The sequence below is a fragment of the Prevotella sp. AM42-24 genome (genome assembly GCF_003461825.1).
Lineage (GTDB): Bacteria > Bacteroidota > Bacteroidia > Bacteroidales > Bacteroidaceae > Prevotella > Prevotella hominis.
Genome location: NZ_QTXV01000020.1, coordinates 16,952 through 40,877, shown reverse-complemented (window position 1 = coordinate 40,877; position 23,926 = coordinate 16,952). Strand labels below are relative to the sequence as shown.

General features: G+C 46.7%; 20 protein-coding genes. 11 read left to right on the top strand and 9 right to left on the bottom strand.

Going from position 1 to position 23,926, the window contains the following annotated elements; translation table 11 throughout:
* Nucleotide 1 precedes the first annotated feature (1 nt).
* Together DW917_RS08075 and DW917_RS08070 are read left to right on the top strand one after the other, a co-directional pair.
* Nucleotides 2-1,135 carry an acyltransferase gene (locus tag DW917_RS08075; RefSeq protein ID WP_118117618.1) on the top strand — a complete coding sequence of 378 codons (1,134 nt, stop codon included), beginning with the start codon at nt 2-4 and terminating at the stop codon, nt 1,133-1,135.
* 30 nt (nt 1,136-1,165) lie between these two features.
* Nucleotides 1,166-1,819, top strand: a complete 654-nt coding sequence (locus DW917_RS08070; protein WP_118117655.1) for an HAD family hydrolase — start codon at nt 1,166-1,168, stop codon at nt 1,817-1,819.
* 231 nt (nt 1,820-2,050) lie between these two features.
* Here DW917_RS08070 and DW917_RS08065 read toward each other — a convergent pair whose 3' ends face one another.
* Entirely contained in the window at nt 2,051-2,938 is an 888-nt protein-coding gene (locus DW917_RS08065) for a PAS domain-containing sensor histidine kinase (RefSeq protein ID WP_118117616.1), read from the bottom strand.
* A 38-nt stretch (nt 2,939-2,976) separates the two neighbouring features.
* Nucleotides 2,977-3,495 (bottom strand): DNA-binding response regulator, encoded by a 519-nt coding sequence (locus DW917_RS08060; protein WP_117695454.1) that lies wholly within the window; start codon nt 3,493-3,495, stop codon nt 2,977-2,979.
* Between the two features lie 175 nt (nt 3,496-3,670).
* Between DW917_RS08060 and DW917_RS08055 the strand changes: the two genes are divergently transcribed.
* The 6 genes from DW917_RS08055 (at nt 3,671) to DW917_RS08030 (ending at nt 12,748) form a co-directional block, all read left to right on the top strand.
* On the top strand, nt 3,671-6,022 hold the full coding sequence (locus DW917_RS08055; RefSeq protein WP_118117614.1) for an ABC transporter permease: 2,352 nt from the start codon (nt 3,671-3,673) through the stop codon (nt 6,020-6,022).
* Nucleotides 6,023-6,073: 51 nt separating this feature from the next.
* Nucleotides 6,074-6,754, top strand: coding sequence for an ABC transporter ATP-binding protein (locus DW917_RS08050; RefSeq protein WP_117691789.1), 681 nt, complete (start codon nt 6,074-6,076; stop codon nt 6,752-6,754).
* A 175-nt stretch (nt 6,755-6,929) separates the two neighbouring features.
* Nucleotides 6,930-8,273 carry a TolC family protein gene (locus tag DW917_RS08045; RefSeq protein ID WP_118117652.1) on the top strand — a complete coding sequence of 448 codons (1,344 nt, stop codon included), beginning with the start codon at nt 6,930-6,932 and terminating at the stop codon, nt 8,271-8,273.
* 56 nt (nt 8,274-8,329) lie between these two features.
* On the top strand, nt 8,330-9,583 hold the full coding sequence (locus tag DW917_RS08040) for an efflux RND transporter periplasmic adaptor subunit (RefSeq protein WP_118117612.1): 1,254 nt from the start codon (nt 8,330-8,332) through the stop codon (nt 9,581-9,583).
* A 50-nt stretch (nt 9,584-9,633) separates the two neighbouring features.
* The gene (locus DW917_RS08035) at nt 9,634-12,030 is read left to right on the top strand and encodes an ABC transporter permease (protein WP_118117610.1); all 2,397 of its coding nucleotides are present in this window, start codon (nt 9,634-9,636) and stop codon (nt 12,028-12,030) included.
* A gap of 40 nt (nt 12,031-12,070) precedes the next feature.
* A complete protein-coding gene (locus DW917_RS08030; protein ID WP_118117608.1) occupies nt 12,071-12,748 on the top strand; it encodes an ABC transporter ATP-binding protein in 678 nt (225 codons plus the stop codon).
* 38 nt (nt 12,749-12,786) lie between these two features.
* On the opposite strand, the gene DW917_RS08025 is transcribed toward DW917_RS08030, so the two are convergent.
* The 7 genes from DW917_RS08025 to DW917_RS07990 all read right to left on the bottom strand — a co-directional run bounded on the left by DW917_RS08025 (nt 12,787) and on the right by DW917_RS07990 (nt 21,868).
* Nucleotides 12,787-13,578 (bottom strand): Fic family protein, encoded by a 792-nt coding sequence (locus DW917_RS08025; protein ID WP_118117606.1) that lies wholly within the window; start codon nt 13,576-13,578, stop codon nt 12,787-12,789.
* A 136-nt stretch (nt 13,579-13,714) separates the two neighbouring features.
* On the bottom strand, nt 13,715-14,905 hold the full coding sequence (locus DW917_RS08020; protein ID WP_118117605.1) for a PAS domain-containing sensor histidine kinase: 1,191 nt from the start codon (nt 14,903-14,905) through the stop codon (nt 13,715-13,717).
* Nucleotides 14,895-16,247, bottom strand: a complete 1,353-nt coding sequence (locus DW917_RS08015; protein ID WP_118117603.1) for a sigma-54 dependent transcriptional regulator — start codon at nt 16,245-16,247, stop codon at nt 14,895-14,897. Before DW917_RS08015 ends, DW917_RS08020 begins: the two co-directional genes overlap by 11 nt.
* A 176-nt stretch (nt 16,248-16,423) precedes the next feature.
* The gene (locus DW917_RS08010; protein WP_118117601.1) at nt 16,424-18,661 is read right to left on the bottom strand and encodes a TonB-dependent receptor; all 2,238 of its coding nucleotides are present in this window, start codon (nt 18,659-18,661) and stop codon (nt 16,424-16,426) included.
* A gap of 190 nt (nt 18,662-18,851) precedes the next feature.
* Nucleotides 18,852-19,217, bottom strand: coding sequence for a hypothetical protein (locus DW917_RS08005; protein WP_118117599.1), 366 nt, complete (start codon nt 19,215-19,217; stop codon nt 18,852-18,854).
* Nucleotides 19,218-19,749: 532 nt separating this feature from the next.
* Entirely contained in the window at nt 19,750-21,045 is a 1,296-nt protein-coding gene (locus tag DW917_RS07995) for an ATP-binding protein (protein ID WP_118117595.1), read from the bottom strand.
* A 259-nt stretch (nt 21,046-21,304) separates the two neighbouring features.
* Nucleotides 21,305-21,868 (bottom strand): Crp/Fnr family transcriptional regulator, encoded by a 564-nt coding sequence (locus tag DW917_RS07990; RefSeq protein ID WP_118117593.1) that lies wholly within the window; start codon nt 21,866-21,868, stop codon nt 21,305-21,307.
* A 162-nt stretch (nt 21,869-22,030) separates the two neighbouring features.
* Between DW917_RS07990 and DW917_RS07985 the strand changes: the two genes are divergently transcribed.
* The 3 genes from DW917_RS07985 to DW917_RS07975 are packed head-to-tail and all read left to right on the top strand — an operon-like array spanning nt 22,031 to nt 23,737.
* Nucleotides 22,031-22,357, top strand: a complete 327-nt coding sequence (locus DW917_RS07985; protein WP_117664025.1) for a multidrug efflux SMR transporter — start codon at nt 22,031-22,033, stop codon at nt 22,355-22,357.
* A 13-nt stretch (nt 22,358-22,370) separates the two neighbouring features.
* A complete protein-coding gene (locus tag DW917_RS07980; protein ID WP_118117591.1) occupies nt 22,371-23,552 on the top strand; it encodes an MFS transporter in 1,182 nt (393 codons plus the stop codon).
* 2 nt (nt 23,553-23,554) lie between these two features.
* Nucleotides 23,555-23,737, top strand: coding sequence for a hypothetical protein (locus DW917_RS07975; protein ID WP_118117589.1), 183 nt, complete (start codon nt 23,555-23,557; stop codon nt 23,735-23,737).
* Nucleotides 23,738-23,926 lie beyond the last annotated feature (189 nt).

Here is a 23,926-nt window from a genome sequence, read left to right as displayed (position 1 = left end):
CATGAAACGGAATACAGATTTAGATTTCATCCGAGCTATTCTCATTATACTGATGATCCTCATCCATATCGTGAGTTTCGGGAATGCTTATCCTCATCTGAAGGCAGGCATTCTCTCGTTCATGATGCCTACCTTTCTCATCATCACGGGTTATCTGGTGAACATCGGGAAAACGGGCAGGCAGTTTGGCAAATATCTGCTTTGTCTGGCCCTGCCATACATCATCATGGTGACGGGATTTTCCGTGCTCTCCTATTTCCTGCCAGTAAGAGATGGCATTACCGAACTCTCCCTGTCGCAAATCGTCCAAAAAATCTTCGTCACTTCCATCGGTCCGTATTGGTTTATCCAGACCATGATTATCTGCGGAATCTTGTATTACGGGAGCTTCCGGGCTTGTGATATGATCAGCAAATACAGGGGGCGTTGTTCTTGCAGGAATAATAAAGAGAATGATTCTTACAAGAATAGTAAGGGGAATGAGCCTTGCTGCAATAGTAAGGGGAATGATTCTTGTAAGAATAGTAAGGGGAATGAGCCTTGCTGCAATAACAAGGGGAATGATTCTTGCAGCAATATAAACAAGGGAAAGACGGAGGAAGAAACCCTGTCTTTAACAACCCGCCTTTTTCTCTTGGCGATTCTGATGCTGCTGATGAGCAAGACCCAAGCCCTGAACATTACGGCTGCCATTTATTATTTTGCCGGAGTCGTTATCCGCCAATGTCGCATCGACTTCAACAAGGTTTTCCGCCCTACTCCTTTGGCGTTCATTCTCTGGCCTTTCATCCTCTGTCGGGAAGACCTCTATGACTGGGGGAACATGGCTGTTGCTTTCTCCTGCTGGTGCTGCATTTCTGCGCTTATGTGGTTGAACCAATATTACAAGTCGCAAATGATAGGAAAGTCCACCTTATTATATATAGGTAAGAACACGTTGCCGATTTATCTCTTCCATCCCATCTTCACAATGGCGGCGAAATTCTATCATCCTCTGTTCGCCTTCGACAAGAGTGAAATTCTCCTGGCCGCTTTTACCATTATCCTTGCCATCGCAGGAAGCATCGCTATTGCCAAGGTCATGGAAAAAACAAAATTAGCTTATTTCTTCGGGAAAAAGGAAATACTGAGATGAAATGACAAATGACAAATGAGAAATGAAATGATGAAAAAAGAAAAAATATATTGTTTCGATTTTGACGGAACGCTCACAAAGAAAGATACACTTATCGAGTTTATCAAATTCAGCATGGGGAAGACGCGCTTCCTCATGGGTTTCCTGCTCTACAGCCCCATCCTCGTGCTGATGAAACTGCATCTTTTCCCCAACTGGAAAGCGAAGCAGATTATTTTCAAGCACTTCTTCGGCGGTATGAGCATCGAAGATTTTGATGATTACTGCGTCAATTTTGCTGCTAAGAATCTCTATCTGCTGCGCCTGAGTGGTATTGGAAAAATACAAGAAGCCAAGCGCAAGAAAGAACGGGTATTGATCGTAAGCGCCAGTATCGACAACTGGGTGAAGCCTTTCTTCGACTTCCAAAACCTAACTGATGTGGAAGTTCTCGGCACCCAGATAGAAATAGCCAACGGTAAAGTAACCGGCTATTTCAAGACCAACAACTGCTATGGCGAGGAGAAAGTTCATCGCATCTGCGAAGCCCTGACCCGTACCATCAATAATGGAAAGGGAGCCTCAACACTCGATTTCGACCGTACACGATATGAAATCGAAGCGTTCGGAGACAGTCGTGGCGATAAGGAAATGCTCGCCTTTGCCGACCAAGGACATTATAAGCCGTTCAGAGATTCTCTCTAAACGGCTTATTTTATTCATATTGGGAATTTATCAATTTTCTGGATTAACCCAACTTCTTTATTCATCAATTTCCTGGATTGACCAAACTTCTTTATTCATCAATTCCCATTAGATCCTATAAAACTTTGAAAGAAAGGATAAGCTCCCCATCTGAGATGGATGTTTTACTTCAAAACTTTAGCCAAGAAATCGCTGGCGATATGAGCGGCTTGCTCTTCTTTATCATATATTTCATTCCATCCGGAATGTTACATGATAGCCTGCCACATTGTGCTCGGCAAGGGAGAGATTGATGGATTGCATCATCAGCATCTGGCGGGAGATGGAGAGGCCGATGCCCGAACCTGATGGTTTGGTGGAGAAGAAGGGGATGAACATCTCCTTTACCACATCGGCATGGATGGGGTCACCATTGTTGCTGAAATAGATGCCTGAGAATTGTGAACTCTCGATGTTCTCTGGATGTTTGTGGAAGCATCGAATGTCGATGGCTGAGGCGTGAGCCTCGATGGCATTCTTGGTCAGATTGATAAATACCTGGCGCAGCATGTTCTTGTCGGCGGACCAGGTGGCATCTTCGGGGATATGGATGTGCCATTCTATCAGAGGATAGAGCGGCTTGATGCCTTCCACGAAATCCTTGAGTGGAATGTTCTCGATGACAGGATTTTGTAGCTGGGTGAGCTTGCGGTAGCTGTCCACAAAACTGGTGAGCGATTTGCTGGTATCTCGAATGGCTCGGATGCCTTCCTCATAGGACGAACCTTGGATGTCGGGATTGCTAAGATAGGCTTGGCAGATGCTGGAGATGGGGGCGGTGGCATTCATAATCTCATGGGTGAGCACACGGGTTAGCCTTTGCCAAGATTCCACCTCATGCTGCGCCACCAGTCTGCCGATGTCGTTCTCCATGTCGTTGAGGGCTTGCTGCAAGGCTCGTTCTCCAAAGAGTAATCCCTTGGTGGATAGGCGGAAGGAGTAATCGCCATTGCGAATAGCCTCTTGCATCAAGAAGGCACGGCTCTTCAGGTTGCGCTGGTGACGCAAGAAGAGATAGATGATACCTCCTATGACGAGGAGTATGATACCTATTATATATATGTGGAAAATGGTGTTCATATCAGATGTTTATAATCATGAATGATTGTGATAAAGAATTATCGCTTGAGCTTGGCATAAAGCGTTTGGCGAGTGATGCCGAGGAGTTCGGCGGCGCGTGAGATATTGCCGTGGCATTGATCCACAACCTTGTGAATATGAGTGCTCTCGATGCTCTCCAGCGTCTCTACTTCTTGGCTGCGGTCGATGGCATCCTTTAGGGTTCTGATGAGTTCATCGTTATCCCAAGGCTTGGTGATGAAGTCGGCTGCGCCAGATTTCAATCCCTTGATGGCGAGCTGGATATCTGCGTAGGCGGTGATGAGCACCACGGGGATGTTGGCATGGAGACGGCGGAAGGTGCGGAGCCAAAGCAAACCTTCCTGTCCGCTGTTTACGCCCAAGGAAAAATTCATGTCGAGCAATATGATGTCCACTGGCTCTTGTTGGAGCAGAGTGGGGGCGGTGTCTGGGCGAGGCAAGGTGAGAATCTTCTCAAAAGTGCCGCCCAGGCATATCTTCAAGGCTGTGAGTATCGATGGATTGTCGTCGATAACAAGTATTGTTCCGTATTTCATGTTTGCAAAAGTACACTTTTTTCTTGAATTAGCCAACAAAATGGAAGATGATGTGTGATTATCATACAGAAGAGTGTATGAATTTCATACAATCCGCTTGCCGCTGGCTCCTGATTCTTGGCAGAATCAAAAGGAATGATTACTTTTGCATCAGAAAAATAATGAAACAACAGTTATGAAAAGTTATTTTAAGTTCTTATCACGCAACAAGCTCTATACCGCTATCGAGGCTTTCGGACTCTCGATAGCCTTGGCTTTTGTGATGATTTTGGTATCCTATGCCTTCATGGAGTATCGGGTGGGCACGCATCAGCCAGATGCCAAGAATCTCTATGTGCCTGGTTCGGGCGATTACCTTGGCATGACCTTGGGTACGGCTAAGGAGTTCTTTCCTTCCATCCCAGAAATCAAGGAATGGACCCGATTTAGCGATTATTATACTGACAAGGGTGCTGTGGTCAACGACCAATACTATCATGTGCAGGCACGTGCTATAGATCCTAACTTCTTGGATATGATGGGAATGAAGTGCAGGGGATGCTCCGCTCATCGTGTGCTCACGGATAAGCACCAGGCCCTTATCTCCGAGTCTTTTGCCAAGAGGGCTTTTGGCAATACGAATCCTATCGGGCTGGTCGTAAAGTGCGACACGCTGCAATTCAAGGTAGTGGGCATCGTGGATGATTTTGGCAGGGAAGACTTGCTGGAACCCACCGACATCTTTGTTTCCATGAAGTTTAAGGAGAAAGATTTGTATCCGATGGATCAGTTTGGTGAGGTTGTTACCATCGCCAAACTGGCAGATAATGCTGATCCAGAAAAGGTGAATGCCACATTGCTCAATAAATATATGGGCTATTGGAAGAAATGGTGGAGTCGTGGGAAGACAACCGGCAGTTTCTTGTGGGGCTCTAGCTTGGTGCGCTGGGACAAGTTGTATTTTTCAGATATTACATGCTCGCATGTCCGTCATGGCAGCAAGACCTTGGTCAATGTCCTTTTGATTGTGGCACTCGTCCTCTTGCTTTCAGCCATCTTCAATTACATCAACCTGACGGTGGCGCAGATAGGCAATCGAGCCAAGGAGATGGCCACTCGTCGCTTATTGGGTGAGTCGGTGCTTGGCGTGGTGCTGCGCTATATCAAGGAGGCAGCACTCTTCACGGCAGTTTGCTTCTTGCTGGGCATTTTGCTGGCTTGGGCGTTTACACCTTTATTTAATAGCATCTTGGATACGAAGATTTCTCTCTTCTCTTCGCCTGCCGTTTGGGGATGCCTGTTGGTGGCTTATCTCGTCATCTCCTTATTGTCGGGCTTGTTCCCTGCCATTGTGGTGTCTCGCTTCAATCCGATAGATGTAGTGAAGGGCACCATCCGCTTGCGCAGCAAGATGTGGTTTAGCAAGATATTCATCGTAGCTCAGAGCGTTATCAGTATGTCGCTGGTGGTGATGGCTATCACGATGATGCTCCAGATGCGCCATCTCGCCAACATACCTTTGGGGTATCAGACGAAAGACATTCTCTGCATCTCCACCACTTTCGGATTTGATAATGTGGATGTCAGAAACGCAGCGTTGATAGCGAGATTGAAGTCTCTGTCAGAGGTGGAGGAGGCTACGGCTATCGGCAACAATCCTGTCATCAGCTTTGCTAATGGAGTGCATGATGAGAAGGGAGAAAATATAGCGTTCTTGCGATTGAGCGTATTGGATTCCATAGCGATGAAGATGATGGGCTTCAAGGTGCTGGAGCGATATTCTGACCCAACGCCAGGCAAAATCTGGGTTAGCGAGGAAGCTAAGCGAACCTTTGGCGTATCGAGCAAGAAACCATATTTCGGTAATCGTGAAGGCAAGCCAGAATATGAGGTTTGTGGCGTTGTGAAAAATTTCCACTGTGGCGACGCTCTTGATGAGTTCAAATCTGACAAATTTGGAAATCATAATGCGATACGTGTTCCTTCCAATCATGATGTGCTTTGGACCATCTTGGTGAAGACTCGTGGTGACCATGCCCAAGCCTTGGCTGCTATCCGGAGTGCCTGCAAGCAAGTGGCTAAGGAACAGTTGGGCGTACCTACCGACATGGATACGGAGTATCTGGACGACACCTTGGCTGATGCGCTCAAGGAGAAGCACAACATGATGGTGCTCATCATCACCTTCATGGGCATCTCCATCTTGATTTCCGCCCTCGGCTTGTTTGGCATGTCGGTATATTACGGCAACCAGCAGCGCCGACAGATAGCCTTGCGCAAGGTGATGGGAGCCTCGGTGACAGATGCGGCATGGCAACTTTCCAAGCGATTCCTCATCACATCGTGTGTGGCTGTGGTTATCGCCATCCCATTGTGTGTCAAGCTGATGCAAGAATACTTGATAGGTTTCAAATATCGCATCGATTTCCCTTGGTGGACATTGGTAGCAGGAGCTATCTTCACCTTGCTGCTAGCCTTGGTATCGGTCTTCAGCTATACCCTGCGCACCGCTCTGGAGAATCCGATAGACTGCATCAAGATGGAATAGCATGATGAGCTAAGTAAACATTAAACACTACACATTAAACATTAAATCAAGATGATACGTACAGAGAATTTAACGAGAATATTTCGTACAGAAGAGATAGAGACCATCGCCCTGAACGGCGTGAACATCAATGTAAAGGATGGCGAGTTTGTAGCCATCATGGGACCTTCGGGATGTGGCAAGTCTACCTTGCTCAACATCCTCGGCTTGCTCGATACACCTACCGAGGGTAAGTATTGGCTGGGCGATGAGGAGGTAGGACATCTCAAGGAGCGTGAGCGCACGGCTTATCGCAAGGGTCGCATCGGTTTCGTCTTTCAGAATTTCAATCTGATAGATGAGTTGACGGTAGAGGAGAACATCGACCTGCAGCTCAAATATCTAGGCATTGGCAAGGCGGAACGCAAGGAGCGAGTGCTCGACATCCTGCGCAAGGTGAAGCTGAGCCATCGTGCCAAGCATTATCCTCATCAGCTTTCGGGCGGTCAGCAGCAGAGGGTTGCCATCGCCCGTGCCGTGGTGGGCAAACCTAGCATCATCCTTGCCGATGAGCCTACGGGTAACCTCGATTCCAAGAATGGTATGGAGGTGATGCAGTTGCTCAGCGAGCTGAACGAGGAGGGAACCACCATCGTGATGGTGACGCACTCCAAGCACGATGCTACCTACGCCAGTCGCATCATCAATCTGTTTGATGGACAAGTGGTGGATGCGATGAATGATCAGCTTTGATCTTTGGTTTCGAATGATTAGCTTTGAGCTGCGGTTTACTGTCCAACAATTAGACGGTGGTGTCTAATTGTTGGACAGTTTGTTTAATGAGAGTTTTTATTTAATGGCTTGATTATCAGAAGAAATGCTGTTTTGGCACGGCTCTTGTTCTAATCATGCCAAAATGAAGAAGATTATGAAAAGAATAGGAATATTGATAGGATGGCTGGTCTGGACGGCTGGCGTCTCGGCACAGAGTTGGAGCCTTGACTCCTGTATGGCTTACGCCGTGGAGCACGCTACGGAGGTGAAGCGGGAGGTGGTAAACGCCCGCCAGCGCAAGCAGGATTACCGGCATGCTGTGGCAGGATTCCTGCCTACCGTTTCGGGCGGCGTGCAGGGACAGTATGCCTGGGGACGAAACATCGACCCGGAAACCAATACTTATAATAATGTAACGACATTCAACAACTACTATCAGCTTTATGCCGAACTGAATGTCTTCGATGGTTTCGCCACCATCAACGCCTTGAAGCAGGCTAAGTTGAGCCGGGATTATTCAGCCACGGCGATGCAGAAGATTCAGGACGATAGAGCCATCGACGTGATGCAGAAATATGTGGATGCTGCCTATGCTGAGGCAAGCATTCGGATAGCAAGCGAGAAACTGAACGAAAGTAAGCGGATGTTAGTTAAGATGAAGCGCCTGTATGAACTGGGCGAGAAAGGTCGCCCGGATGTGGTGCAGATGGAATCGCAGGTGGCGGAAGATGAATACAATCTTACGCATCAGGAGAATGTGGCAAAACAGAGTCTGCTCGCCTTGAAATCCACGATGAATTTTCCGGTGGATGAAGAGCTGAAAATTCTGATTGATGAGGAACAGAATTTGAAGTTAACGTCTGATAATAAAGAGGTTTCTAAATCTGGAGTAAACTACGAAACCATTTACCTGGGTTTCCAGAATATCTCTCCCGATTTGAAGTCGGCAGAATACGAAGTGGAGCGGGCACGGTATGATTACAAGATAGCAAAAGGCAGATTGCTGCCATCACTCTCTCTCGGTGGCGGCATTTCTACCAACTATTATAAGAATCTCTCTCAGAAAGGGCAATACGATGGGTTTGCCTCGCAGTTTCACAACAACCAGGGCGAATACCTCGCGTTGACCCTTTCCATACCTATTTATAATAGCGACCGCTGGCACAGCGTGAAGAAGGCACGCAACGACTTGCAACTGGCACAGGTGAACCTGGAGGAAACCCGTCGCAAGCTTCACGACCAGATAGCTCAGGCGGTAATGGATGCAGAAGGTTACGCCAAGGAGTTGCATCAGATGCAGAAGAAGGTGGTCTCTGATTCGCTCGCCTATCACATGTCGAGCCGGAAGTTTGAAGAAGGAATGCTTTCCACCTTCGATCTTCATACCGCAGCCCAAACGCTTCTGGAAAGCAGAATCAAAGAACTCCAGATGCAGATGCTGCTCATTATCAAACAGAGATTGGTTGCTTATTACCAGGGAGAAAATTTAATTAAATAAACCTGGAGAATGCAAGTGAATTCTTCACTTTTCGTTCTTCACTCTTCACTTAAATTATGGATATAAAGATAGAAAAGAAAAAATATCTCGTGCCTCGCAAGTATTGGGCATGGATTGGCGGAGGAGCGGTTTTGATCGCAGTCCTCATTTGGTTGGGATTGAGCAATTTCTCTTCCACCCTGAAGGTGGACAGGAAGGGATTGAGCATCGGAACTGTGGAGAAGGCGCAGTTCAACGATTATGTTTCGGTGGATGGACAGGTGGTTCCTATCTCCGTGGTGCAGATCAGTTCCGAGGAAGGCGGTATTGTTCTGGAGAAAGTGGTGGATGAAGGTGCCCACGTGAACAAGGGCGATGTGATCGTGAAACTGAGCAATTCGAATCTCGACCTGGAAATTCTGAATGCCGAAAGTGAACTTGCCGAAAAGCAGGACATGCTTCGCAACACCCAGATTTCGATGGAGCAGGACCGTCTGAACAATAGCAACGAGGAACTGTCGCTTTCGCAGGATGTCATTACCAAGCGCCGTTCCTATCAGCATCAGGAGGCGTTGCACAAGGAAGAACTCAATTCGCGCGAGGAGTATCTCAAGGCAAAGGAAGATTACAACCTTGCCGTCAAGAAGCATGCACTCATCAGCAAGCGATTGAAGAAGGATGCACAGCTCCGCCGTTCGCAGATGGATCAGATGGGCGATAATCTGGAAGCCATGCAGAAGAATGTGCAGCTGGTTCGCCAGCGCAAGGAGAAACTGAACATCCGCAGCACCATTTCGGGCGAAATCGGTTTGCTCGATGTGGAGTTGGGACAGAGCATTTCTGCCGGACAGAAGATTGGAGTCATCAACGACCTCAGCGATTTCAAGGTGCAGGCGCAGGTGGATGAGCATTACATCGACCGGGTAAAACCGGGACTTACTGCTACCTTCGACCAGAACGGCAAGCATTATCTCCTGCAGGTTCGCAAGGTTTATCCCGAGGTAAGAGATGGCAGGTTCCGCATCGACTTCATCTTCAAGGGCGTTCGTCCTGGCAACATCCGAACCGGTCAGACTTATTATGTAGATTTGCAGCTCGGTCAGTCGAAGCGGGCAATAATTATCCCTAAAGGCACGTTCTATAGTGTAACGGGCGGTCAATGGATCTTTGTATTAGACAAGAGTGGCAAGAAGGCTTATCGCCGCAAGATAACCATCGGTCGCCAGAATCCTCAGTATTATGAGGTGATTGAGGGCTTGGAGCCAGGCGAGCAGGTTGTCGTTAGCGGCTATGAGGCCTATAAGGATAATGATGTATTAGTTTTTAATTAGTAGTGATTAGTGATAAATTGGGCTAACGCCCTTGAAACAGGATATTTGATATGAATCATATTATTAACGCATTCAAGAATCTGCCCCGAAGAGGCCAGCACAATTTCGTGAAGATCTTGTGTCTGGCGCTCGGACTGGCAATCAGTTCGGTAATTATTGCCGAGATTTATTTCGAGCAGACTTACGATACGTATTTCCCTGGATGGGAGAGGACGTATCAGATATTTGAAGTGAGCAGCAATCAGGGTAAGACCATGACGTTCAACCAGACTTCAGGAGCCATCGCCCAAGGTGTGAAGCAATACGCACCGATGGTGGAAATGGCCACTAGTACCCACTGGTTCTATAACGACGCCCAATGCAAGTTGGACGACCAGCACGTTGTGTCTGCCAATATCTTGATGGCAGACAGTTGTTTCTTCGATGTCTTTCCGCAGAAGATGTTGGTAGGCAAGGCTCGCCAGATATTATCACAGCCCTTGTCTTGCATCATCGACTCGAAGACGGCAGCCACTATAGGCGGCAATGTGGTGGGCAAGCATTTCACGCTTCCCGATTATCCTGGTACTACTTTTACCATTAATGGCGTTTTCGAGGCTTTTCCTTGGGGGGCGTCCTTGCATGGCACGCAGATGATTCTGTCTATGTCCAGTGTTCCATACGTATATTCTTACGATGGCAGAAACAATTGGATAGGAAATGATAGCTATATTTCCTACATTCGGTTGGCAAGGGGACATCGTGTCGACGAACTCAAGCCTTACGTCGACAAGATGCGCCAAGACCATTTCCCATTGAAGGAACTGAAGAAGATGGGAACAGACCTTACCTTTGATTTCACGGTGTTGAGCGATGTCTATACCCATGACCCATATATCAAGATGATGAGCTGGATATTGAGCATCGTGGCCTTCGTGCTGCTCTTCACGTCGGTAATGAACTATCTGCTTATCATAGTGGGCAATCTGGTAAGCCGCTCGCGTGAGATGGCAGTTCGCAAGTGCTATGGAGCCGAACCCAAGAATATTCATGCCATCATCTTCTCTGAGGCATTGGTGCATGTAGGCTTGGCGGTGATTTTGGCTGCCATACTCGTATTCCTTTGCAAGGGAACTATCGAGAATTTCCTTTCTGCTCCGGTTAGTGCGCTGATTCAGAACAGGGGCAGTTGGATATTGGTGATGATCTGCCTGCTGGTGTTGCTGGTAGGCGGTCTGGTTCCGGGCTGGCTATACAACAAGATTCCGGTGGCAAGTGCCTTCCGTGGTTATAACGAGAATCGCAACCGCTGGAAACTGACGTTGCTGGGCATACAGTTTGCTATCTCTGGACTGCTGTTCAGTCAGCTCTACATCATCAACAGTCAGTATCAGCTGATGCTTGGCACCAATCCTGGTTACGATTATGATAATGTTGCCATCGTCTCGGTAGATGGCATCAATCGCGACCAGCGCAACCAGTGTCTTGCCGAAATCAAGCGAATGCCGAATGTCAAGGAGTGCTGTTCCACTTATCATATTCCGCTCTATGGATACGGCAGAAGCGGAAACATGGTACAAAAGCCTGGTGATGATACTAATACCTTCAACATCATAGATATGGAAGGTGTGGACGACAATTTCTTCAAGATGATGAACATCCCGATAGTACAGGGCTCGTTCTTTACGGAGTGCAATGACAGTTGCCGTCAGGTGATTATTGACGAACGGGGTGCTGAAAAACTCATCAATATCTGGCATTGGAAGGATGGCGTTGTAGGCAAGCAGATTACTTGTTCGGGACATGATGACGGTGTAAATCCACTCAAGCTGACGGTTTGTGGCGTGTGCAAGAATATCCGCTGGGGTGACATGTCGGCCGATGGCGACGATATGAAGGAGTTTCCTGTACTGTATTTCTATGCAGCCAAGACGGCTTATTACATGCTTGTAAAGTATAAGGATATGCAGGACGAATCGTTGGCGGAGTTGCAGCAGAAGGTGCAGTCGATGTATCCTAACAATAAGGTCATCGTGAAGAGTTATGCCTCTGAATTGGCTAACCAGTATGCCTCACAGCTTAATTTCCGCAACGGAATCCTGGTTGCCGGCATCGTAACGATGATCATCGCCCTCTTCGGATTGGTGGGCTATACGAGTGATGAGGTGAACCGCCGCCGCAAGGAGATTGCAATCAGGAAGGTGAACGGAGCGAAGGTGAAGGACATTCTTCGCATCTTCCTAAAGGACATTATGAAGATTGCCTTGCCTTGCATCATCGTGGGCGACTTGGGGGCTTGGCTGATAGCCAGACAATGGCTCATGTCGTTCAGCGAGAAGATTACGATGACGCCTTTGTTGTTTATCGGCGTTACCATCATCTTGCTCGTCATCATCGGGCTTTCCGTCGTCATCAACTGCTACAAGGTGGCGAATAGTAATCCGGTGAAATATCTCAAGGATGAATAATATTAAAAGTAAAAAGGTAAAAAAGTAAAAAGATAAGAAAATGCTTAAAATAGAGAATCTTTGCAAGTCTTTCCGCACAGAAGATGTGGAGACGATTGCTTTAAATAATGTATCTTTCACAGTAGAAGACGGCGAGTTTGTCGCCATTATGGGACCATCCGGTTGTGGCAAATCCACCTTGCTCAACATCCTCGGTTTGCTCGACAACCCAACTTCGGGAAAATATTTTCTGGGTAATCACGAGGTGGCAAACCTGAAGGAAAAAGAGCGCACGGATGTGAGAAAGGGAGAAATCGGATTTGTGTTCCAGAGCTTCAACCTGATAGATGAATTGAATGTAGAGGAGAACATCGAACTTCCTCTTACTTACCTCAACATTCCGAAGGCGGAGCGCAAGGCAAAGGTGCAGGCGATTATGAAGCGAATGGCCATCAGCCATCGTGCCAAGCATTTCCCTCACCAGCTATCAGGTGGTCAGCAACAGCGAGTAGCCATTGCCCGTGCCGTGGTCTTTGGTCCGAAGCTCATCCTTGCCGATGAGCCTACGGGTAACCTCGATTCCAAGAATGGTGCCGAGGTGATGCATCTGCTTACCGAGCTGAACCACGAGGGCACCACCATCGTCATGGTAACGCATAATGAGCATGATGCCAAGATAGCCCATCGCACCATCCGCCTGTTTGATGGACAGATTGTGGAGGAGGGCAATCAGCTTTAGTGTTTCTGTCACTTCTGAGCGTATGACGCTATGCTTCATCAGAAGAGGAATGTCATAAATCGCTTGGTGTTAGCCTCTTTCTGCTTCAGCTCTTCTTCCATTCTCTGTATTGCCATCTTGAAGAAGAAGCGGATGAGGTGCTCGTCGGTTGCTTCCGTACGAATCATGCGGAGGGCAGAAATGTATTCCTGGCGAGCTTCGGATGGGATGATGAGGAGAGGATGATTCAATCTTAAGAGAATGTAGTTGCTGATGAGTCGTCCTGTTCTTCCATTCCCATCACGGAAGGGATGAAGATATTCGTAGAAGCCATGAAAACGGGCGGCAAGAATCATGGGATGAACGGCAGCCGAAATGATGGCTTTTTCGGTAGATTCCAACAGCTTGGGAACTCTGGCGATGAGTTCTTCGTGGTCGCCAAATACCGTATCGCCTGCAGCCATGTCCGTGGTGGTGTATTCGCCCGGAATGGCTTCTGGAGAACGGTAGGAAAGCGTGTGGCTGGTAACCCGCCTGTTGATTTCTTTCAGAAAATTCTCGTCGAGTGGATGCTGCGAGTTTTGCATCATGTACTCAAAGGCTTCGAAGTGGTCAAGCATTTCGAAAGCCTCGAAAAGAGTCTTTCCGGCAGGAATCATCCCTAATCCTTTCTCCTTCAGTTCCCGGGTATCATCTACGGAGAATGAGTTGCCTTCAATGGCGCACGAATGGGTAGAGAAGAGTACTTCATTATATTTGATGTACTCTTCTCTATCCATTTTATTGATGATAAGGGTTTGATATTTTTCTCTCAAATCCTCGTATTCCTTGATTTCCCTTTCGAATGCCATAATCTTCTGTAAGTAATTATATGACTATCTTTAATATGGTCTTATCGTCTGTTGACATAAGCTTAATCTTTTATTATGGCAAAGATATGGTAAAAAAGCGAAAGTGCCAAACTTTCCTCCCCCAAATTATACTTTTTTATGGGATGATGATGCGGAAGGTGGTGATTCCCTGTGCCTTGTCCTGATGGAGCGAGAGGCTGCCGCCGCTTACTCGCATGATTTGGCGGGAAAGGGAGAGCCCGATTCCGCTTCCTTCCGGCTTCGTGGTGAAGAACGGGATGAAAATGTGGGAGGCTACATCTTCGGGGATGAGACCGGCGTTGTTGCTCACATCGATGATGATGGATTCCTGGGCATTGGCGTAGGCATGGAGACGGATAAATGCCTTCTTGCTTGCCACGGATTGCAAATCTGCGGAGCGGCATTCCAGCTTGTCTTCTCTTTCCTTTTCCTTGAAAGCTTCTACGGCATTCTTCAGAAGATTTGTTACTACGTGAGAGAGGAGGCTCTCATCGGCGTAAACCAGCAAATCCTTGGGAGAAACTTCTATCTCTACATCGTGGTTACAGAGCATCGCCATTCTTTCCAGGAATGGTTCCACATAGAAGAGAGCAGGCTGAGGCTGGGGCACATGAGTGAAGCGGCGATAGTTATTGACGAAAGCCAACAGCTCGGTTCCAGTTTTGTGGATGGTTTCCAAGCCTTGCTTCAAGTCTTTATCCTCTGTAACTCGGGTAAGCAGAGTCTCGCTCAGCGAAGTAACCGGCGTGATGGTATTCATGATTTCATGGGTCAGCACACGAATCAGTTTGATCCATGAATCCACCTCCTGGTTGCTCAGCTCGTAGCTCACGTCGCTCAGGGCGATGATGCGCACGTGCTTGTCTTTCAGCATGGCTTGCGTCTCATGCTTTGCCAGGTGTTCATCCTTCAGTTTTCCTTTTACCTGGTTCATGTGGGTAAGCACATCCGTATCGAGCAACCGGAGGGCAGCCTGGTTGTGCTGCAGGATGTTGTCGTGACTATCCACCACCAGGATGCCCGTATCTACTGCATTCAGAATTTGCTCGTAATATTTCTCCCGATCCATCTGCTCCTCTCTCGTATGTTGCAGGAAGAGCTTGATGCGGTTGAGTGATTTGTGCAGAATCTTATCTTCCTTAAACCCCTTCTCCGTAGGAAAGTTGAAGGAGAAATCCCCATTATCTATCGCATCAAAAAGGAAGGTTACCTTCTTGATGTTGCGGCGATAGTGGCGGTAGAGGCGAATGTAACCCACTACAGCCACGAGCAAAAGCACGATAATTATAATTAGTTTATAATCCATATCGCTTAATCTTATTATAAAGCGTTTGGCGAGAAATACCTAACCTTGCGGCTACCACCGACAGATTTCCCTCACATTCCCTGATGGTTTTCTCTATCATTCGGCTCTCCATCTCGTCGAGCGTCTGAACCTCTTCCAGGGGTTTCTCTCTTCTCTGCTGGTTTCCGCCGTCAATATCTTCGGCAGAAATCATTCCGCCATCAGATAGAATCACGGCTTTCTCGATGGCGTGCTGCAGTTCACGGATGTTACCGTACCATGGCAAACTGGTAAGTTTTTTCTCAGCTTCTTCCGAAAAACGGAGATTCAACTTATTATATAAATCGCCATATTGATGGAGGAATCTTTCTGCCAATGGAACGATGTCTGATTTTCTCTGTCTCAGGGCAGGCAATTCCAGATGGATGGTGTTGATACGATAGAGCAGGTCCTCTCTGAATTCGCCATCGTTTACCATCTGCTGCAGGTTGCGGTTGGTGGCGCAAACCAGTCGTACGTTGATGGGAATCTGCGTGCTTCCCCCCACTCTTACGATGCTTCTGCGTTGCAGGGCGGTAAGGAGTTTTGCCTGAAGACTGTAGGATAGGTTTCCTATCTCATCCAGGAAGATGGTACTGCCGTCGGCAAGCTCAAACTTGCCCGGTTTATCCACCTTGGCATCAGTAAAAGCACCCTTCACATGACCGAAGAGTTCGCTCTCGAAAAGGGTTTCCGTGATAGCTCCCATATCCACAGGCAGCATCTTTTTCGCACTTCTTGTGGACATACGATGTATTTCGTTGGCTAACACCTCTTTACCTGTTCCGTTTTCACCCGTAATGAGGATGTTTGCATCAGTTGCGGCAACTTTTTCCACAATACTTCTCAAATTGTTCATAACTTCGCTATCTCCCCAATACATCATGCCAGTCGAATCATTTCCTCCTTTTCTGCTGATAGTTTTATCTGTAGGCTTGTTCTTATCCCTTGCCTCTATCAGCGTACGAACCAATTTCTCATTTTCAAAAGGCTTCACGATGAAGTCGGCGGCACCTTCCTTGATGCCTGTTACGGCAAGTTGGATGTCGGCATAGGCGGTAAAGAGCACCACTTCGGTTTTCGGGTTGAGACTCTTGATTTCCCTGAGCCAGTACAGTCCCTCGTTTCCCGAATTGATTCCGCTGGAGAAGTTCATGTCGAGCAGCACCACGTCGGGATGCTCCTCTCTCAGTTTAGCTGGGATGGAGTTAGGGTTGGCGATGGTGATGATGCCATCGAATATGGGTTCCAGCAGCATCCTCACCGTAGTAAGAATGTTGCGGTTGTCATCAACAATCAATATCGTTCCTTGTTTCTTAATCATGGTGCAAAGTTACGAAATATCATAGAAAGTCGGTCCTGATTGTCTAATAATTAGACGAAAAAATGCCGATAGTGGCGCCAAAAGTTGCTTTTCCGACAGCTTTTGGCATCCTTATCGGCACATGTTTATTCAAAATTCTGATTCCTGATGAGGAATTGCTTATTCTAAAAGGGGAATTACAACTCTATCGGAACCACTACTTTTATGCTGAAGTTGCGGCCCATATTGTAAACGCCTCTTCTGCCTGTAACCTGGTTTACGTCAAGATACTTCAGACGGCTCAGGTGGTTCTGGTAAGCACGGTTGGTAAGGTTCTCGCCCGAAAGATAGAGCGAGAAAAGGCGCTTGCCATGGAGCTTCACGTCGGTACCGGCATACATATTTAATAAGGTGTACGATGGCGTAGCGGTCTCCGTATCGTTGGCTGCGAAATAATGGTTCTGGCGGAGATTGCAATCCATCTGTAGCTTGACGAAGAGATGGTCGAAAGTCTTGCCGTCGCAGACAAACTCATACCTTACATCCGAAACCCAGCGAGGGGCTGGGGTGAAAGGCAGATACTTCGATTCGGATGGCTGATGCAACTGTACGGAGTTGACATACGAGAAGGTGTTGCCGATATGCAGATGCTCCACAGGGTGGATGTCGATGCTTGCCTCACCACCTAAGATGCGGGCATCGCCCGAAGTAAACTGATAGGCAGGTGTGTCGTCGATGAGGACTGGCTGATTATTCTCATCTGCCAACTTCTCGCTGTAGATGTAATGGTTGATGCGATTGGCAAACAGAGAAAGAGAAGCCGAGATGATAGGCGAAGAATAATCCAAACCAAGGTCGAATTGCCAGCTGTTCTCTGGCTTCAGACGGGTGTTTCCCAACTCATATCGCTGGGTTCCCTCGTGCACGCCATTCGAAGACAATTCGCTGATATTTGGAGCACGGAATCCTCTTGCTAAGTTCAGCTTGATATTGAAATCAGGCAGGATTTCGTAAGCCAAGCCGATGCTTCCGGTCACTCCCACAAAGCTTCGCTTAAAGGCTTGGAAACGGAAAGAATCATTCAATTCAGAACCATTCCAATCTGAACGATGCGAATCTGTATCATCATCTTCTTCTCTCAAAGCCTCGCTGTGCAGATGGCGATGATCGTATCTGATGCCGCCGCTCAGGTTCACTTTGCCTATCTCCTTGCTCACCGTGGCAAATACACCATAATCGAAGAGATGATAGGCTGGAATCAGAAATTCAGAACCTTTATTAATCGACTGCTGCCACATGCCGTTGATGCCCGTAGAGAATTTCCATCCATTCATTTCCGGCGAGAGATAATGCAGGTCGTAATTCATGGTATGGAGCATGAAATCGAGTCCGCATTCCTTCGGATTCTCTTCCTCCTCAAACTCCTGACGGCGGTTCTGCTGATAACCCAGGAGGAACTTCAGATTGCCGTCGCCCAGGAACCAGGAATTATCGAGCACCGCCTTGTAATGATGAATCTGCTGATAAGGCATCGACTTGCCATAGCTCTTGGCATCGTAGCCTTCCGGAATTTCCAGTTTGCCAGTTTTCTCATCTCTTTCTCCCTCTACGATGCCCGGAGTGAGATGATAATAATCGAGTGTGAGATGCGAATGCCCCTGGCGGTAGTTCCAGCCGAGGAGCTGCGAGAATGCCTGCTCTCTGAGTGATGAACCGAATACATAACCATCGTATTTATTCTTGTAGGCATGCGCCATCTTTCCGCTGTAGCGGGTGTTCCATACAAATCCGCCCTGGTTGCCGGCAAAGTTGAGCGAATAATCAAAAAGTCCGTTGTTGGTTTGGTAACCTGTTGAGAAATTCGCTCTCATGTCGCCTTTGGCAAGCGTTGGAGCAGAATGGAAGATGAGTACGCCAGCCATCGCATCCGAGCCATACATGAGGCTTGCCGGACCTTTCAGAATCTCTACGGAATGAACCGAAGCGGGGTCGATTTCTATTCCGTGTTCATCGCCCCATTGCTGTCCTTCCTGTCTGATTCCATCGTTCACCACGACCACGCGGTTATAGCCCAGGCCACGGATCACAGGCTTTGAAATTCCGCTTCCCGTGGTAATCTGCGAAACGCCTGGCTGGTGGGCGATGGCGTCGATGATGTTGGTAGAAGGTCGCATTTCGAGCTGGCAGGCAGAAACAAAGGAGATAGGTGCCGGCGATTGTTTCAACTTCTGGCTGCCCGTCAAGCCTGTTACCACCACTTCGTTCAGTTTCACGCTCGATTCCGTCAGCGGCTGGTGTCTGGTAGAATCGTTTGCCTCTTCTTCATGAATGTTTGCGTCCTTCTTATCATGATTTGCTCTGTTTATAGCCATAGCAGGGGCTGTTGCCGATGAGCACAGACTCATCAGCAATATTGAATTCAATATTGTTCTCATTATTTATTTTTATTACCTTATTTTATTCTTTTTCCTATCGATTAGAGATAAATCATCTGGGATTCATCGCGCAGAGCCTATTCGCCTGCAACTAATCATATAGAGACTATTCAACTGGGATAAATCGTATAGAAACAATCCTGCTGAGATTCATCGTTTAGATACAATCAATCCTTTAGAAGAAAAACAATTAGCGAAAAAGATAATAAGGTGGAGCACGGGTAGATTTTACCCCCTTCGCCCTGCACAAGCAAGGAGAGCAGAAGGCACGGCGAGGGAAGAGATGGAGCACGGCGATGGCAACCCAAACCACGAGGGATGGAGCCAGATAAGGAGTGCTTTGCAATTGGCAGAGCACACAGTCGTGCATGGTATTCTGCAGAACTATCAGATGCCCGTCGTGATGAATATGATGGGCGCAATCTGCACAATAGAAACCAGCCTGACTTCCCTGCGCTTCCCCATGATGGTGAAACGTAACGACCAACAGCATCGGTATATAAACCAATAACAACAGCCAGGAAATTCTGATTCTCTTATGCGTTATCCTCTGCATTTATCTACAGTATTCTGTTTTTATTTGCAAATTTAATCATTTCTGTCGGGATTATTCTTAGGATTCCGATATTTTAACAAAGATTATTTGTTTTCCAGCAAAAAAGCCATGTAGAGGGGAAGAATGAGTGTTTGTGCTCATCACTCTTCCATTCTTTGAGATATTTCTCGATTTTTCGTTTAAACATCTGTTTTCTAATGATTTATGATGTATTACTCTTAATGCTGTGCACGTTTTCCAAGGGACTTTTCTTGAATTCATGCACGTTTTTCAAGGGACTTTTTGCTCTTTTCTGCCACTTTTTCAAGGGACTTTCGGTTGCAAAGATACAAAATTTCCTTTTAAAAGGGAAAGAAAACAGCAATTATTTCTTTTTTAAAAGGAAAGATTTTCCTTTCTCTCCTATTATTTTTGTACTTTTGCAACATTATTTTAAAAATAGGCGTACCCGATTCCAGGGGGATGTTGTATTATGAACAAAGTAGAATCATAAAAACAAGAAAAAATGATGAAAAGAACGACTTCCCTTTTCCTATTCCATCTCCCATATCGGCATAACCTCAATCCTTATCCCGTCTCGTTCGAAGGTCTCCCGTTGGGAGAAAGTGATGATTTTTCCCTGTTTGCAGCCTGTAACGGAGGAGGCAGCTATCAAGCCTCCTATCTCTCGTTCTACGTTATCATCATTCAATGTCCAGCAGACTTGTATCAGCTCAGCTACACGCTCGCCCTTTTTCACAACGAAGTCGCATTCCTTCGATTCATAGAAGTAGAATACCCTGCCCTCTTCTCCAAGCGTTCTCTCCAAGTTGAGATAAACGATATTCTCCAAAGCCTTGCCTGCATCTTCGCTCTCAGGCAATAATACGGCATTGTGCAGGGCAATGTCAGCCACATAATACTTGGCGGGAGCAGAACGCTGTTTTACCATCGACTTATCGTATTTTTCCACCTTGCGAAACATGAAAATGTTGCAAGCATAGTCGAGCCACAGATAGAGGGAATCCTTGGAGACCTTTAAGCCTTGCGACTTCAAGTCGTTATAAATATTGTTCACGCTAGTCGGCTTCGTGAGATTGTTCATCACACGCTTTAAGAAATAACGCACCACCGAAGGAGAAGCTCCGATATGATAATGCTCCACCATATCCCTGAAGAGCATGGTGTTGAAGTAAGACTGCAGGATTTTGACTTTTTCCATCTTGCTTTTTTCGAGAACAACCTCTGGAAAACCGCCCTCCTCGCAATATCCGCGGAAGGAGACCGCCATCTTTGCCTTTCCAGCTTCGCTAAATGGATTTGCCTTGGTGCCTTTGAACGCCAAATATTCCTTGAAACTCAAAGGATACTCGCGATATTCGTCAGGCCATCCTCGCAAAGCGGAAGCCATTTCTTCTGAAAGCATCTTGGCTGTGCTACCTGTTACATAGATATGCTTGCAATAATTCTTATACACCCGGAGAACAAAGAGTTCCCAGCCCTCTATGAGTTGTATCTCATCAAAAAACATATAAACATCCTTAAGCGATGTGTCAGGATACATTTCACGATAAGCTTGCAGCAATTCATCGAAGTTTTCGGGCGACATGGAAAGAAAACGTTCATCGTCGAAGCCTACATAGAGGATGTGCTCTTTTGGAATTCCTTGTTGTAGCAGGCGATTAATCGTAAGTCCCAATAATGATGACTTTCCGCAACGGCGAATGCCAGTAACAGTCACGATGCGGTTTCCATCCAACGGGAGTTGGGTGCTTCTCTCTTGCAAGGCAAAAGATAATTCCTCTTGGTGCAAGGAAATGATTGACTGAAATGTGCTGCATAGTTCCATTTGTGTTCCTTCTTTATTGCTGATTATTTTATTGTTAATATGTAGATACCTACACTCGGTTGCAAAGATACAAACTTTCCTTCTAAAAAGGAAAGAAATAGGTAATTATTTCCTTTTCAAAAGGAAAGTTTGTTCTTTCTTTATCCCAATCTTGTATTTTTAATTCAAGTTTCGCATTTCTGAGGGAACATTTGTAATTTTGCTCATGGCTTTGAGCTTTGAGTAATATAAAAAACTATGGAATATCCGCTGAATTACGTCACTTTATTTGTGCCCTGATCCGGCTCAGACTTGCCTGTGTTATACCTAAATAGGTAGCAATGTTTCCCAACGGCAACCGTTGCAACAAATCGGGTTCTTTCTCTAACAACTCTTTGTACCGTTCCGAAGCAATGGCGGACAACATGGAAATCAGCCGTTCCTCGGTGGCAAGCAATTCCATCTCCGCATAACGCCGTCCCCAATTGGCAATATGCAAGTCTTCCGTAAACAATTCTTTCAGCTTTTTCTTCTTCAATACGTATAAGACTGAATCTTCCATCAGCTCCATCGTCTCATATCCCGGCTCATCGTTCACGTATCCTTTCATAGAAACAAGGGTCGCTCCTTCCTTGCCAACCCAAAAGGTGATTTCTTTCCCGTCCACCGAAGTGTAAGCGCGGACAATGCCGTTCTTGATAAAAAAGATATCCTTTTCTATCTTGCCGTTTTCCAACACGCGGAATCCTTTGGGGTACGAAACCTCACTCAGGCATTGCCGCAATCTATCCAAAGACGCATCCGGCATAACATATCTTTGATTGATGATTTCCTTTATATCCATAACTCATTGTTGTATTTTGTGTGCAAAATTATAAAATTGCACATAAAAACGGAAATGAACGGCTGTTTTTTTGCCAAATGTAAAATCAGTTTTTACCAAATGAAAAAAGCAATTAGAGATTATTTACTTACTTTTGCACCTGAATTTAATAAATCATAGTGTATGAATTGGATAATCTTATTATTGGCAGGATTGTTTGAGGTGAGCCTTACATTCTGCTTGGGTAAAGCGAGAGCTGCGTCAGGACTTGTTTTTTATCTGTGGGGTAGCGGCTTCTTGGCTTCCACAGTATTGAGCATGACCCTGCTTGCCAAGGCGGTTCAGACTTTACCTTTGGGAACGGCATACGCCATTTGGACGGGTATCGGGGCGGTCGGCACGGTCTTGATAGGGATATTCGTCTTCAAGGAGCCGGCCTCTCCCATCCGTCTTTTCTTTCTGTTCACGCTTATTGCTTCCCTGATTGGATTGAAAATCGTGTCATATTGAAAGGAGGCAGAAGATGAAGTATGAATTGAGGGAGAACCAAGGCATTTCGGCGCCTCTGCTGGCGCTGATGGCAGTCGCTACCGGGCTTTCCGTTGCCAACTGCTATTATAACCAGCCTCTGTTGGGCAGCATGGCTAAGGATTTCGCGGTAAGCGATTTTTCTGCCAGCATGGTGGCGACATTGACCCAGATAGGCTATGTGGCAGGGCTTGTATTGGTCATTCCGCTTGGCGACCTGGTTTCACGAAAGAGACTGATATTGACCAATTACATCGTTTCTTCGTGCGCCTTGCTTGCCATAGCACTCGCCCCGAACATCTACTGGGTGTGGGGCGCATCCTTGCTTGCCGGGGCATCTTCGGTCATGCCGCAGTTCTTCATTCCGTTGGTGTCGTATAATTCAGCTCCGGACCACAAGGTGCGCAACGTGGGGATTATACAGTCCTGTTTGCTCATAGGCATTCTTGGGTCACGGGTATTCAGTGGTTTTCTCGCCGATATATGGGGATGGCGTTCTGTCTATTTTGTGGCTTGCGTGTTTATGCTTGGGTGTTTTCTGATGATTCACAAAATGCTGCCCGTGTTGCCTGCCCGTTCACGAGAAAGTTATGCAGGGCTGTGGAAATCCTTGTTGCGCCTACTTTCCAAATACCCGTACTTGCGTATCGCGTCGTTGAGGGCGGCATTGGCTTATGGCTCGTTCTTTGCCTTGTGGAGTTGCCTTGCTTTCCGAATGAAGCAAGAGCCTTTCTTTGCAAGCGACGATATTATCGGAGCACTCGGTTTGTGCGGATTGGCAGGTGCATCCACGGTGGTTTTCATCAGCGGATATATCCAAAAGTATGGCGCAAGATTCTTCTCTATTGTCGGAGGATGCGTCATCCTGTTTGCATGGTTGTTGGCATTTTGGGGAAATGACAGTTACTTGTGGATGATAATCGCCATCCTCTTGATTGATGCCGGAATGCAAAGCATCCATCTGTCAAATCAGACCAGTGTGGTCGCTCTTGACGCATCCGCCATCAACCGGGTCAATACCGTTTATATGACCATTTACTTCTTAGGAGGTTCTGCTGGTACATTTGTTTCAGGTCTATTCTGGCAACATTATGGATGGACGGGTGTGGTAGGAGTAGGAGTTGCCTTTACCGCAGCTTCCTTGCTTGTTAATTGCTTCAACTCTAAAACGGCATAAGGGTGGATGCCAAATATTCTTTCAGCCTGAATATAGTAATGCAGACCATGGTAAATGGAATGGCTACAGACTCATTGCCTGAAAACAAAGAGAATCTTTGTAGGAATAGGAAACAAACCGATAACAATATGGCGACAAAAGATGATTTTATCATCCGTCCAATCAAGAAGATGGATAATGCTTAAATGCAAATGCAGAATATTGGGTGATAGATTACGAAGGAGAAATTCAAGGAAGTTGTGGCTTCTATCCCACCAAAGGCTTGCCCGACAAATGTGCCGAAATAGTATAGTATTATATTTATCGCCTGCTGTTCGAGGAAAAGGATTATTTTGTATTTTGCAACATATACTTTAAAATATTTCCTCTAAACA

Excerpts from the sequence above, each read along its gene's own strand:
- DW917_RS08075 (WP_118117618.1), top strand. The coding sequence starts at position 2 with ATGAAACGGAATACAGATTTAGATTTCATCCGAGCTATTCTCATTATA.
- DW917_RS08070 (WP_118117655.1), top strand. The coding sequence starts at position 1,166 with ATGAAAAAAGAAAAAATATATTGTTTCGATTTTGACGGAACGCTCACA.
- DW917_RS08065 (WP_118117616.1), bottom strand. The coding sequence starts at position 2,938 with ATGAACACCATTTTCCACATATATATAATAGGTATCATACTCCTCGTC.
- DW917_RS08060 (WP_117695454.1), bottom strand. The coding sequence starts at position 3,495 with ATGAAATACGGAACAATACTTGTTATCGACGACAATCCATCGATACTC.
- DW917_RS08055 (WP_118117614.1), top strand. The coding sequence starts at position 3,671 with ATGAAAAGTTATTTTAAGTTCTTATCACGCAACAAGCTCTATACCGCT.
- DW917_RS08050 (WP_117691789.1), top strand. The coding sequence starts at position 6,074 with ATGATACGTACAGAGAATTTAACGAGAATATTTCGTACAGAAGAGATA.
- DW917_RS08045 (WP_118117652.1), top strand. The coding sequence starts at position 6,930 with ATGAAAAGAATAGGAATATTGATAGGATGGCTGGTCTGGACGGCTGGC.
- DW917_RS08040 (WP_118117612.1), top strand. The coding sequence starts at position 8,330 with ATGGATATAAAGATAGAAAAGAAAAAATATCTCGTGCCTCGCAAGTAT.
- DW917_RS08035 (WP_118117610.1), top strand. The coding sequence starts at position 9,634 with ATGAATCATATTATTAACGCATTCAAGAATCTGCCCCGAAGAGGCCAG.
- DW917_RS08030 (WP_118117608.1), top strand. The coding sequence starts at position 12,071 with ATGCTTAAAATAGAGAATCTTTGCAAGTCTTTCCGCACAGAAGATGTG.
- DW917_RS08025 (WP_118117606.1), bottom strand. The coding sequence starts at position 13,578 with ATGGCATTCGAAAGGGAAATCAAGGAATACGAGGATTTGAGAGAAAAA.
- DW917_RS08020 (WP_118117605.1), bottom strand. The coding sequence starts at position 14,905 with ATGGATTATAAACTAATTATAATTATCGTGCTTTTGCTCGTGGCTGTA.
- DW917_RS08015 (WP_118117603.1), bottom strand. The coding sequence starts at position 16,247 with ATGATTAAGAAACAAGGAACGATATTGATTGTTGATGACAACCGCAAC.
- DW917_RS08010 (WP_118117601.1), bottom strand. The coding sequence starts at position 18,661 with ATGAGAACAATATTGAATTCAATATTGCTGATGAGTCTGTGCTCATCG.
- DW917_RS08005 (WP_118117599.1), bottom strand. The coding sequence starts at position 19,217 with ATGCAGAGGATAACGCATAAGAGAATCAGAATTTCCTGGCTGTTGTTA.
- DW917_RS07995 (WP_118117595.1), bottom strand. The coding sequence starts at position 21,045 with ATGGAACTATGCAGCACATTTCAGTCAATCATTTCCTTGCACCAAGAG.
- DW917_RS07990 (WP_118117593.1), bottom strand. The coding sequence starts at position 21,868 with ATGGATATAAAGGAAATCATCAATCAAAGATATGTTATGCCGGATGCG.
- DW917_RS07985 (WP_117664025.1), top strand. The coding sequence starts at position 22,031 with ATGAATTGGATAATCTTATTATTGGCAGGATTGTTTGAGGTGAGCCTT.
- DW917_RS07980 (WP_118117591.1), top strand. The coding sequence starts at position 22,371 with ATGAAGTATGAATTGAGGGAGAACCAAGGCATTTCGGCGCCTCTGCTG.